12 protein-coding genes and 1 pseudogene are annotated in these 11,038 nt (G+C 68.3%); 6 read left to right on the top strand and 7 right to left on the bottom strand.

Features of this window, described 5'->3' with window-relative positions; genetic code table 11:
• Positions 1 to 93 precede the first annotated feature (93 nt).
• Positions 94 to 708 carry a TetR/AcrR family transcriptional regulator gene (locus ID574_RS41655; protein WP_188194534.1) on the top strand — a complete coding sequence of 205 codons (615 nt, stop codon included), beginning with the start codon at positions 94 to 96 and terminating at the stop codon, positions 706 to 708.
• On the opposite strand, the gene ID574_RS41650 is transcribed toward ID574_RS41655, so the two are convergent.
• The 4 genes from ID574_RS41650 to ID574_RS41635 all read right to left on the bottom strand — a co-directional run bounded on the left by ID574_RS41650 (position 693) and on the right by ID574_RS41635 (position 5,427).
• A complete protein-coding gene (locus ID574_RS41650) occupies positions 693 to 2,198 on the bottom strand; it encodes an AMP-binding protein (protein WP_188194533.1) in 1,506 nt (501 codons plus the stop codon). The two genes, ID574_RS41655 and ID574_RS41650, sit on opposite strands and share 16 nt — an antisense overlap.
• A 105-nt stretch (positions 2,199 to 2,303) precedes the next feature.
• Entirely contained in the window at positions 2,304 to 3,359 is a 1,056-nt protein-coding gene (locus ID574_RS41645) for an LLM class flavin-dependent oxidoreductase (RefSeq protein WP_188194532.1), read from the bottom strand.
• A 743-nt stretch (positions 3,360 to 4,102) separates the two neighbouring features.
• Positions 4,103 to 4,279, bottom strand: coding sequence for a hypothetical protein (locus tag ID574_RS41640; RefSeq protein ID WP_188194531.1), 177 nt, complete (start codon positions 4,277 to 4,279; stop codon positions 4,103 to 4,105).
• Between the two features lie 362 nt (positions 4,280 to 4,641).
• A complete protein-coding gene (locus ID574_RS41635) occupies positions 4,642 to 5,427 on the bottom strand; it encodes a GntR family transcriptional regulator (protein WP_223167621.1) in 786 nt (261 codons plus the stop codon).
• On the opposite strand from ID574_RS41635, the gene ID574_RS41630 reads away from it, so the two are divergent.
• From ID574_RS41630 to ID574_RS41620, 3 genes are all read left to right on the top strand, one after another.
• Positions 5,410 to 5,736, top strand: a complete 327-nt coding sequence (locus ID574_RS41630; protein ID WP_188194529.1) for a hypothetical protein — start codon at positions 5,410 to 5,412, stop codon at positions 5,734 to 5,736. The genes ID574_RS41635 and ID574_RS41630 overlap by 18 nt on opposite strands.
• Positions 5,737 to 5,859: 123 nt before the next feature.
• The gene (locus ID574_RS41625; protein WP_188194528.1) at positions 5,860 to 6,075 is read left to right on the top strand and encodes a DUF397 domain-containing protein; all 216 of its coding nucleotides are present in this window, start codon (positions 5,860 to 5,862) and stop codon (positions 6,073 to 6,075) included.
• A 79-nt stretch (positions 6,076 to 6,154) separates the two neighbouring features.
• Positions 6,155 to 6,490 (top strand): hypothetical protein, encoded by a 336-nt coding sequence (locus tag ID574_RS41620; protein ID WP_188194527.1) that lies wholly within the window; start codon positions 6,155 to 6,157, stop codon positions 6,488 to 6,490.
• A gap of 293 nt (positions 6,491 to 6,783) precedes the next feature.
• Here the strand turns inward: ID574_RS41620 and ID574_RS41615 are convergent, their stop codons facing one another.
• From ID574_RS41615 to ID574_RS41605, 3 genes and pseudogenes are all read right to left on the bottom strand, one after another.
• Entirely contained in the window at positions 6,784 to 6,963 is a 180-nt protein-coding gene (locus ID574_RS41615; protein WP_188194526.1) for a hypothetical protein, read from the bottom strand.
• Positions 6,964 to 7,204: 241 nt separating this feature from the next.
• Positions 7,205 to 7,312: pseudogene (locus tag ID574_RS63080) on the bottom strand (recombinase family protein); the annotation flags it as partial.
• A 327-nt stretch (positions 7,313 to 7,639) separates the two neighbouring features.
• Positions 7,640 to 8,215 (bottom strand): TetR/AcrR family transcriptional regulator, encoded by a 576-nt coding sequence (locus ID574_RS41605; RefSeq protein WP_188194525.1) that lies wholly within the window; start codon positions 8,213 to 8,215, stop codon positions 7,640 to 7,642.
• 84 nt (positions 8,216 to 8,299) lie between these two features.
• Between ID574_RS41605 and ID574_RS41600 the strand changes: the two genes are divergently transcribed.
• Together ID574_RS41600 and ID574_RS41595 are read left to right on the top strand one after the other, a co-directional pair.
• Positions 8,300 to 8,659 carry a DUF4267 domain-containing protein gene (locus ID574_RS41600; RefSeq protein WP_188194524.1) on the top strand — a complete coding sequence of 120 codons (360 nt, stop codon included), beginning with the start codon at positions 8,300 to 8,302 and terminating at the stop codon, positions 8,657 to 8,659.
• Between the two features lie 105 nt (positions 8,660 to 8,764).
• A complete protein-coding gene (locus ID574_RS41595; RefSeq protein WP_188194523.1) occupies positions 8,765 to 10,075 on the top strand; it encodes an FAD-binding oxidoreductase in 1,311 nt (436 codons plus the stop codon).
• Positions 10,076 to 11,038: the final 963 nt, after the last annotated feature.

Raw genomic sequence — 11,038 nt, 5'->3', positions numbered from 1 at the left:
GAGAGTAGACTCTCAAAATGGAGTCGTCTAGCAAAAGATTGCCCTCTCCTGAAAGTGGACGTGCACCGCCTTCAGCCCGCAGAATGCGTAGGCATGAGCGATCGACCGGCGCAGGGCCTGCGGGAGCGGAAGAAGGCCAAGACCAGGGCGCTGATCCAGAGGGAGGCGCTGCGGCTGTTCCGTGAGCAGGGGTATGCGGCGACGACGGTCGAGCAGATCGCGGAGGCGGCGGAGGTCGCGCCCAGCACCGTCTTCCGCTATTTCCCGACGAAAGAGGATCTGGTGCTGGTCGACCAGTTCCCGCCCTTCGTCGAGGCACTGAGGGCGGCGCCGCGCGAGCTCAACCCCGTGCAGGCCGTACGCGTCACCATGCGACAGGTACTGGACGCGCAGACGCCCGAGGAGCGCGCCGATAGCGTGGAGCGCGAGAAGCTCATGCTCACGGTGCCCGAGCTGTGGGCGGCGAGCCTCGACAACATCCGTGGCGTCATGGCCACCGTGCGGGACGAGCTGGCGGCACGCGAGGGCCGCGACCCCGGCGATCCGGAGATCCGCAACGTCACCGGGGCGATCATGGGCGTGATGTGGGCACTTTGGTTCGACTGGGCGAAGGATCCGTCGATGGAGGTCGTCGAAGCGTTCGACCAGGCCCTCGCCCACCTGGACGCGGGTCTGCCGATCAGCCGGGGCGATCAGAGCCCGGGGTAGTTGCCGCCGCCGTGGGCGGCGTCCAGGGCGTCATAGTCGGGCGTGAAACCGCGTTTGGGGATCGCGTCCACGAACGCGACCTCCCTGGGCTTCTTGTACGACGCCACCTGCGTCTTGACGTGCTCGATCAGCTCGTCGGCCGTGGCGACGGCGTCCGGCTTGAGCGCCACCACGGCCTTGACCGCCTGGTGCCAGGTCGGGTCCGGCACACCGATCACCGCGGCGTCGGCCACGGCGGGGTGGGACTTGAGCGCGCGCTCGACCTCGGCCGGGTAGACGTTCTCGGCGCCGGACTTGATCATGCGAAGCTTGGGGCCGATGAACGTGATCGTGCCGTCGGGCTCGCGGCGGCCGAGGTCGCCGGTGTGATGCCAGCCATTCCGCGACTTCGCCGCATTTAAGTCGGGCCGGGCGAAATATCCGGAAAAGAGGGATTTGCCTCGTGCGCAGATCTCGCCCACCTCGCCCGGCGGCAGCTCGGCGTCGTCGGGGCCGAGGATGCGTACCTGCACCAGCGGCGACGGCCGCCCCGCGAACCCGGCCCCGCCCTCGGCGAGCCCCAGGAACGTGAGCATGCCGCCCACCTCCGTCTGCCCGTACCCGCCCATCTTCGACCGGCACCACGGCGAGTCGTCCACCGTGATCATCTCGTCCCACTCGGCCGAGTGGGAGACGAACCTGAGCGAGGACAGGTCGTACTTGCCGCCCGCGTTCGCCTTCACCACCGCGTCGATCATCTGGCCGAACAGGAACGCCTGTGTCACCCGCTCGGCGTCGATCAGCCGGCACACCTCCTCCGCGTCGAAGGCGGGGGTGAAGACGTTGGTGCCGCCGATCTGGAGGGTGGCCAGGCAGAACATCATCGTGCCGACGTGGAACAGCGGCCCGTTGTTGAGGAAGGTGAAGCCCGGCTCCATCTGCCGGACGACGAGCAGCGACGTGCTGTGGGCGATGAGCGCGGCGCTGCTGAGCAGTGCCGCGTTGGGGCGGCCCTCGAAGGCGGCGGTGTAGAGGGCGAGGGTCGGCTCGGTGTCGGCGACCTGCGGGAACTCCCTGACCGAACCGCCGGCCACCAACTGCTCGTAGTCGTCACCCGCCCGCACCCAGACCGCCGCCGTCGTCTCCTTCGACCCCGCCTGGAGGGAGGTGGTGGTGTCGGAGGGCTCCCAGACGACCACGGCGGGGGTCAGGTCGGACAGCACGAAGCGCAGCTCGTCCTCCGACTGCCGCCAGTTGGCCGGGCAGAAGATCGCCCCCAGGCGGGAGCAGGCCAGCAGCAGCTCCAGCACCGCGTACGCGTTCTGGCCGAGCCACAGCACCCGGTCACCGGCTCCGACGCCCTGTCCGGCGAGCGCGTCGGCGAGCCGGGACACGCGGGCGTCCAGCTCCAGATACGTGAACCGCACCTCCCCGTCCACGACGGCCGTCACCTGGGGGCGGCTGCGGGCGTGCTCGGCGAGGACGTCTGAGAGGGACAGGCTGTGGATCATCTTCACCCTCCAGAGGGATCGTCAGCGAGGTCGTCGGCGGGATTGTGGGCGGGGCGGTCAGCGGGGCCGTCAGCTGGGCGGTCAGCTGGGCGGTCAGCGGGGCGGTCAGCGGAAAGCCGGCATGACTTCTGTCGCGAAGAAGCGCATGACCTGCTTCATGTCCTCCAGCGGCATCGGCCGAGTGCTGCCGAAATCGCACAGGAGGTTCGTGAAGCCGGCGTCCCGGAGCAGCGAGATCTGCTCGACGACGCGGGCCGGGTCCCCGATGACCTCCAGTTGCTCCCACCGGAAGTCGGCCGACACCGTGCCGCCCTTGAGGTAGCGGTCCTGGTAGTACTCGAAGCCCTGGGCGGCCTTGCCGGTCTTGGGATCGATGGGGGCGCTCTTCTCGTTGAAGATGCGCGAGCGGTCGAACGACGCCTCGAACCTCGCCTGGTCCTCGCGGGCCTGCTCAAGGGTCGGGGCCACGTACACGCTACGCGCCACCACCAGCTCGGCCCCCGGTGGGTGCCCGGCCTGCGCGGACGTCTCCCGCCAGGTCTCGGCCGCCTTGACGACCTTGCGGAACGTGGCCGCCGGGTCGGCCAGGATGGGCAGGCCACGCTCGGCGTACATGGTCACGGTCTCGGGGGAGACGGCCGCCACGTGCAGCGGCGGGTACGGGCTCTGCAGCGGCCTGGGCACGAGCGAGACCTCGGTGCCGGTCTTGTAGAACTTCCCCTCGTGCTGGTACGCCTCCTGCGTCCAGAGCCCGACGATCACCTCCAGCGCCTCGTTGAAGCGGTCACGCGCCTCGGCCAGATCGATCCCGAACCCCTCGAACTCGAAACTCTGGTATCCCCGCCCGATCCCGAGATCCAGCCGCCCACCGGACAGCACGTCGACCTGGGCGGCCTCCTCGGCCACGTGAATGGGATTGTGCAGGGGGAGCACGACGATGCCGGTGCCGAGCCTGATGCGGGAGGTGCGGGCGGCGGCGTGGGCGAGCATGGTGAACAGGTTCGGAACGACGCCGTAGTCGCGGAAGTGGTGCTCGGCCAGCCGTACCCCGTCGAACCCCAGCTCCTCGGCCAGCTCGATGAGCTCCAGGTGGTAGTCGTAGACGTCCTTGAAGCTCTGGCCGTCGAAACGGTGGTAGAGGTGGAAGGTCGAGAACTTCATGCGGCGGCCCCTCAGAGGTAAACCAAGCGCTCGCTTGGGAGCGTACCACGCCCACGGGGCGAGCCCCCACCCCAAATGCAAGGCCTTCCACGATGGACGCTACGCGCAACGGGATTCCAGACAGCGCCCCCCAAGGGGGCAAGCCCCCTTTCGAACCCCCGAAAACCCCGCTCGCTCCGCTCGCGAGCCCGCCCCAATCCCGATTACCGGGTGGGCTGGCGGGAGCCCACCCTGAGGCGCCCTCGCTGACGCTCGGGCTTGTGTGGATGGGGGCTTCGCCCTCATCCTCGGCGAGGTGGCCTGCCGGCCCTCTCGAACTTCCCCCGGCCATGGCCGCGCTGTGCAGCGATGTGTCGTTGGCCGTGGGTCAAAGGCCCAGTCGCTAAGTGCCTACCCGCCCGCCAACCTGGGCAAGGACCCGTTGGCAGACCATCCGGCCAACGCTTGACGCATCCGCCGGGACCGCTCTGGGCTGCTGCGTCTACTGTGGCCGGGCAGGCAACTCCGCATACACGCCGACCCGAGGCAGTCGCGCGAGAATCGCGGTGTTGCTGCGCCCGAAAACTTCCATCAGGTCTTGGACGTTCGCTCCGGGCGCGGCGGCCAACTCTCGTAGCAGCTGGTCGTCTTCGGGCCGTCCGTGGCTGGTGGGAGTTCCGGTGCTTGGCGCGTCTCTGCTCCAGCATGGGAGAGACCGGCCCGTCCGCAGTCTTCAACATCGTGGCGGCCGTGGCCAGCCGCCGTCAGATCAGCCTCAGGTCTGCCCCCGGCAGCGAGCCCTCCAGTTCGCCGATTTGCTCACCGTTGGCATTGACGCCGATCACCTCCACCTGGAGGTTGCCATCCTCGCCGACAGCCGCCGTCAGGTCGTAGTAGCGATCACCGCTGGTCATCTGCAGTTGTAGTCGGGGCATCGCCAAGAAACCTCCTTGATCCAGGCGGCGGAGTGTCGCCTGCATCCTGCACCCGATCGGTGACATTTTCATCACTCTTCGTGCCGACCGGAGCAGCAGCGCAAGCCCAACGTCTCGGTCTTCAGCACCCTATTTCGTTACATGTGAGCGGCCTCGCTGGTGCCGGCGCGTCCATCGGGTTGGACTTCGCCCTCATCCCCGGCGAGGCGGCCAGCCGACCCTCTCCCGCTCCCTGGCTCCTCGCCGTGGCGAATGGATGTCGCGTTGACCTACAGTCGAGGTTTGTCGCTTGGCGAAGCACCACCGGCCGGCGCGGCATCCACGGTGACGATCGACAGGTCGTATGGGCGTGGCTCGCGGAGTGCTCACTATTCGCCGACGACCTGATCATACGAGAGCTCGTAGAGGTGGCCGCCTTTTATGAGAATCGAAACCTCTACCGGCCGCTGAAAGTCGCTGTAGACCACACGGAATTGTCTGAATACCGGTACGTCGGCCGGCAGGTCCAAGCCCTCCACCTCTTTCGTGGTGGGTTGCCGGACGGAGACGCGGTCTTCGAAACGCCGCTCCGGGAACCCGAGCTGGGCCAGCACTTGCGGTGCACCGCCGCGGATCTTCTTGCGACCGGCCAAAGGGCTTCCGGCGGCGATGGCCAGCGGATAGTACGACCAGGACAGCTCTACCGGGTCGCCGTCGTGCAACAGCAATCGATGACGCATGACCACGCGGTCACCGTCAGAGAGGGCGAGCGCAGTGGCAACGTCATTTGGCGGCTTCACCTCGGCTACGTCGAGCAATTCGTAACCATAGCCGCGCGGGCCCGGGGCCTTGTAGGTGGCGGCCTGGACGACAAATTGCCGCTTCTCGCGTACGAACACGCCTTTACCCGCGTGACCACGGAGGAAGGCTTCATCCTTCAGGGATTGGAGAGCTCGTTGGATCGTCGCGTTGGCTGCGTCGAATCGTGCAACCAGATGTGGTGTCGAAGGAAGTTGCTCGCCTGGCCTCAGCGCGCCAGACATGATCTCCGCCCGCAGTTGCGCGGCGATCTGCTGATGACGAGGACGTGGGTCCGGCCGCCTTGCCAAAATCGTCAGGTCTCGTGCACGTGTCAGGGGCCGAGGACAGGAAGGCCGATGACCGCGGAGGTACACGGCCCGGTTCAGGCGGCCGGTCAGAACGTGCGACAGGTCGTCGCAATGGCGGTGATCCAGCAGGGCTTGGCGGGCCGTCAGCTGTCGACGCTGCGCAACACCTACCCGGCGTGGGACATCGACCGAGAGCAGGATGCGTCCGGTCAGGTGTGGTGGATCGCCAGGCTGTGTCGGCCGGTCACCGCCGACATGGCGGCGGCCGGAGTCCAGCCGACCGTCCGGCAGCCGGACGCCATTGCGCTCGCCGCGACGCTGGCGTTCCAGTCAGCCCTGCTGTACAACGCGCGGTCCCGTACAGGGCCGCTATGAGCCCCCTGGGCTCCACGTGGTGCCCGTGACCCGCAGTGGGTCTGGGATCCAAGCCCCCAGGCGCCCAGGTCCTGCCTGGGAATCCGGCCCTGCGACCCCAGGGCACCGAACGAGAGGAGATCCATGAGAGACCTGTACGGCCAGCCGCTCGGCGACCTGCCGTTCACGCGCATGTGCGGCGGCAACCAACAGGAGCAGGACATGGAGTCCTGCGTGGAGATCGCCCCGATCCCAGGTGTCGAGGACGCTTATGCGCTGCGTGACTCGAAGAACCCGGACGCCGGGACACTCCGGTTCACCGGTGCCGAGCTACGCGCGGTCGGCATGACCACCATCTAGCACGACCAAGGACAGCGGCCCCTGCCTGATCGAAGCAAGCAGGGGCCGCCCCCAGCACTCTACGGGGAGCGATCTGACCATGCACTGGCACGCCTACCAGTGGATCGGCGCCGGAGAAGACCGTGGCAAGGAGGCCGAGCGGCGGCCGGGCTCTCCCGACTTCGCGACGTCGGCGTTGCCGCCGATGCGGACCGGTGACTGGCTGGTCAAGCCCGCCTCCCGGATGGCGGCCACGTTCGCTGAGGTAGAGGGGGCCGTGGAGTGGCTCGCGGCTGAGTACGGCGAGGTTCGTGGCACTCTCCTCCTGCCGGAGCGCATCCTCCCCGAGGACTACGCGCGTGACGCGCTGTCGCACGGGGTGGATTGCAGTGGGGCGAATGGCTCAAGGGCGGCCGGTTCGTCACCATCGGCCTGATCTGTTGCCCGAACAAGCACGTTGACCACCTCTGCCCACTGGGTCGGCGCGCGGAGGCAAGGGTGCCATGAGCAGGCGCGGCGGCGACTCCACGGTCAGTGCCTGCCGCCGCGACGCCACGATGCTCGGTGCCTCCCCGGCCACGCGAGGTTGTGGCCCGCCTCCCGGCGCCGCCGCCCCGCCACGGAAGTGACCTGTCATGCACCGCTGGCATTCCTACAACCCACGGAGTCCGCGTCTGCGGGTACAGGCACGTCGTGTTGCGGCGCGTTCGAGCTGGCTGCCGAGGGCGGTCAGTACTTCGTCCTGCGCCCAACCGGCGACGGCGGATACGAGGAGACGGCCAGAGGGTTGTACGCGCACGCCGCAGCGGTGTTCGCCGACCTGGCCTTGCGGCACCGGTGCACCAGACGGACGTCGTGACCGCCGCCGGCTATCTGCTCACCGCCCTCGTCCGGCTCGGCGGGAGTCATCGAGGCGGGCTGCCGTGAAGGCATTCCAACGACGGGGCGTTACGCGTGACCGGACTCCAGACAGCGGCGGATGGAGCGGCGGGCGGGTTCGGGCAGCTTGGGTTGTTCGCCCTTGAGCTTGCCGTTCTTCTTGGCCAGCGCCATGCCCTCGCGGGTGCGCTGGTGGCCGATGTTGGCCTCGAACTCGCCGGCCGGACAGGTCGGTGAGGAGGTCGTTGGCCTCAGCCATGTTGCGGGCGAACCGGTCGAACTTGGTGACGGTGAAGACCGTGCCGTCCCAGACGGCGGCCAGGGCCTGGTCGAGGCCGGCGCGGTTGCGGCGGGTGCTGCCGGAGAAGCCGCGGTCGATGTAGATGCGGTTATCGGGGGACGCCGGGTGCGAGGAGCTGCTCGGTCTGGATCACGACGTCTTGTTCATCGGCGCTGCAGCGCGCGTAACCGACCCTGGTCCCGTTCACGCGCTCAAGTGTTCCGGATAGGGGCCCTTCGTGGCCGGTCCACTTGGCGTGCCGGCGATCTGGGTGACGAGGAAGTCGAGCCGCTCCGTTTGGCCGTTCGGGGGATGCGACCCTGCCCGACAGGGCGGCTATACGTGCAACGCGCTCCGGGTGACTTCGGCGAACAGTTCGCGTCGCAGGTCGCCGCCGTGTGGAACGACTGACCGTACGTGGCTGGGTCAGCGGGTGGCGCTGAACTGGTCGAGCAGCAGCCTCAGGCGGGCCTCGCGGCCCGAGGCGGGCAGTCGGCCGCCGCGGGACAGGACGATCAGCCCGTGCAGGGCGCTCCAGACGACCTCCGTCAGGATCGCCGGGTCGCGGCCGTCGGCGAACTGCGCGACTCCGGACAAAAGCGCCTGGAAGCCGTCCCGGAGCGGCTCCGGGGTGTCGTCCTGGCCGAACGGCAGGTCCACGGCCATCGTGAACATGGCGTCGTACAGCGCGGGGTTCTCCTCGGCGAACGCCATGTAGGCCCTGGCCAGGCCCTCCAGCGCGGTCCGCGGCTCGCCCGTCCGGGTCGCGGCGCGCAGGCGTACGGCCAGTTCCGTGAAGCCCTCCAGCGCCACCGCCGCGACGATGGCGTCCTTGCCGGCGAAGTGGCTGTACAGGACCGGCTGGCTGTATTCGATCTCGTCGGCCAGGCGGCGGGTGGTCACGGCGTCCCAGCCCTCGGACTCGGCCAGTTTGCGGGCGGTCTTGACGATCAGGTCGTGGCGCTGGGCGCGTTCGCGTTCTCTGCGCTGCTGTGTGGACACCCTCCAGATTCTAGCATCGCTAGACGGATGAGCGCCGATAGGCTAGCGTCGATAACAGTTCTAGCAACGAACGAAGGAGACGGCATGGTCACCATCGCCACCTGGCTCGCCGGACTGATCGCCATCGGGATCATCCTCATCGGCATCCGCTTCCTGCTGCAGCCGGTCGCGTCGGCGGCGGGCTACGGGGTTCCCGTGTCCATGAACGCGTACCTGACCGTCAAGGGCGTACGGGACATCACGGCCGGGCTCGTCATACTCCCGGCCCTCGTGACGGGAAACCAGCACATGCTCGGCTGGCTGATTCTCGCCAGTGTGTTCGCCCCGCTGGGCGACATGGTCGTCGTGCTCAGGAACGGGGGTCCGCGGGCGGTGGCGTTCGGCGTCCACGGCCTCACCGCCGCGGTGATGGTGGTGATCGCGGCCATTCTCATCCTGATGTGATCGAGGTTTCGGGCGTAATCCTTGTCCGGGCTGGTCAGGGCGCCGTCCTTTCCGTAGTGCAGCACGGTATTCGTTCGCATTTCTGAGAACTCGAAAAGGGAGACGATGACGATCAACGATCTGCGCAGTGTCCTCAAGGGGCGCGTGCTCCTGCCCGATGACGACGGCTTTGAACAAGCGGCCACCGCGTGGAATCTGACCGTCAGGCAGCCGGTGGCGGCCGTGGCGGAGGCCGCGGATGCCGATGACGTGGCGGCGCTCGTACGTTACGCGCGGCGGGCGGGTATGACGGTGACCGCGCAGCCGAGCGGGCATGGCGCCTCGGGTGATGTGGAAGGCTTGATCCTGTTACGTACCGGCCTGCTGAACGAGGTGGAGATACGCGCGGAGGAGCGCGTGGTCCGGGTGGGCGCGGCTGTGAAGTGGGGGCAGGTGCTGGCGGCGGCCGGTCCCCTGGGTCTGACCGGCCTGTCCGGCAGCGCGCCGGGGGTCAGCGTGACCGGCTACACCCTGGGCGGTGGGGTCGGTTGGTTCAGCCGCAAGTACGGCTTCGCCTCCGACAGCGTGCGGGCTATCGACATCGTGGACGCCGATGGCGAGCCGGGCCGGGTGACCGCCGAGTCCGATCCCGAGCTGTTCTGGGCGCTGCGCGGCGGTGGCGGGGACTTCGCGGTGGTGACCGCCCTCGAACTCGATCTGTATCCCGCGCCAGTCCTGTACGGCGGGCGCGTGATCTGGCCGGAGCACCGGACCAGGGAGGTGTACGACGCGTTCCTGGAGATCACCGCCGAGGCGCCGCGTGAACTCAGTGTCTGGATCAACCGGCTCCAGCCGCCCGGCGCGCCGCCGATGGTGACGCTGGATCTGGCCTACCTGGGTGAGGCGGCTCAGGGGGAGGACCTGCTGGCGCGCATCGACAAGATCGAGGGCGCGATCTCCGACAGCCGCGGCGTTGTCCCGGTTGCCGACCTGGGTGACATCACCGCCGAGCCCACCGATCCGGCCCCATCCATCGCTCGTGCGGAGCTGCTCACCGGCCTGGACGCGGACGCGGTGGAGCTTCTGCTGGCCAAGCCGGTCGAACCGCTCATCAACGTGCAGATCAGACACCTGGGCGGGGCGCTCGCCGAGCCGGGCGGCGGGGCCGGTGCGAGCGGCACGGTGGCTGAGCCGTACCTGCTCGGCCTGCTGGGTCTCGGCCTGCCGCACGCGGCCGATGCGACGCGCGCCAAGCAGGCCGAGGTCGTGGCCGGCCTGGAGGCCTACATCAGCGGCCGCAAGCCGTACACCCTGCTGTCCCCCGGTGACACGGCGGCGAAGTCCTTCTCCGGCAGCGCGCTCGCGCGGCTGCGGGAGATCAAGCGGGCCCGTGACCCGCACAACGTGTTCCGCGCGAACTACCCGGTGCTCGGATAGATCGGTTCCCAGCAGATCACAGCCCCTCCGCCCACCGGTGCGGCGGGGCCGCACCGAACCCGCGTGGCAGATGTCGCCGCGAGCGCTGTGAAGGGCACACCCTGTCCGGAGACATCGCCTGGTCAGAGGAACCAGACCGGGTGATCGAAGCCCGCCCGCCAGGGCGATGGTCAGATCTCGTCGTCTTCGGCGCCGTCCGGATCGCGCAGGTCGCGGATGGTGCCGGAGGCCAGATCGGGAAGCAGGAAGTTGTAGGCGCCGTGCAAGTTCTTCCCCGGGGCGCTACAACTTCACCCTGCCGGAGATCATCCGCGGCGGCGCCCTGCGCCCGCTGCGCACACCCGCCACCAGCCGCGTCCGCTCCGGGTTCCTCGGCCGCGACCGGGTCGGCTCAGCGATGAGCCGCGCCGACATCGCCGCCTTCCTAGAGGGCCACCTCACCGACACCCGCTACCGGCGGGCCGTGCCCGCCATCAGCAACTGAGCCCTGCGACAACGCCGCCTTCAAAGGTCGCAGCCGCCCGGCACTGACAGGCCAAACACCACAAGATCAACACGCTTTGGGGCTCATGATGCGATTCTTACCGACACCCCTCGAAGCGCCACTGAGCAGCCCTGAAGACGGCTCCCAGCATCAGGCTGATATACGGGTCTGGCCCGCCACAGTAGCTCCACGTCGGCAACAGCCACACTGTGCAGCCTCACATAACACCCCGCACCCATGAGCAGCAATCAGGCAACCGGACCACGGGACAGCTATAGCTCGTATCGGATGCGAGGTCGACGAAGTCCCCTGTGCCTACCACTCCGGACTCCGTGCAGACGCCCGCCAGCGGAGGCTGCGGGCATCGACGCGGTGGGACCGATACCGCCAATACCTGAGAGCTACATCCAGAAGTGGGCTCCACAGCGGGACGCTGATTACCTGCGCCTCTTCGTAACTTCCTGACCAGGTCAAAACCT

It is taken from the genome of Nonomuraea sp. SYSU D8015 (assembly GCF_008065375.1).
Lineage (GTDB): Bacteria > Actinomycetota > Actinomycetes > Streptosporangiales > Streptosporangiaceae > Nonomuraea.
The sequence above is the reverse complement of the archived record's forward strand: the minus strand, read 5'-3'. Positions and strand labels throughout refer to the sequence as shown.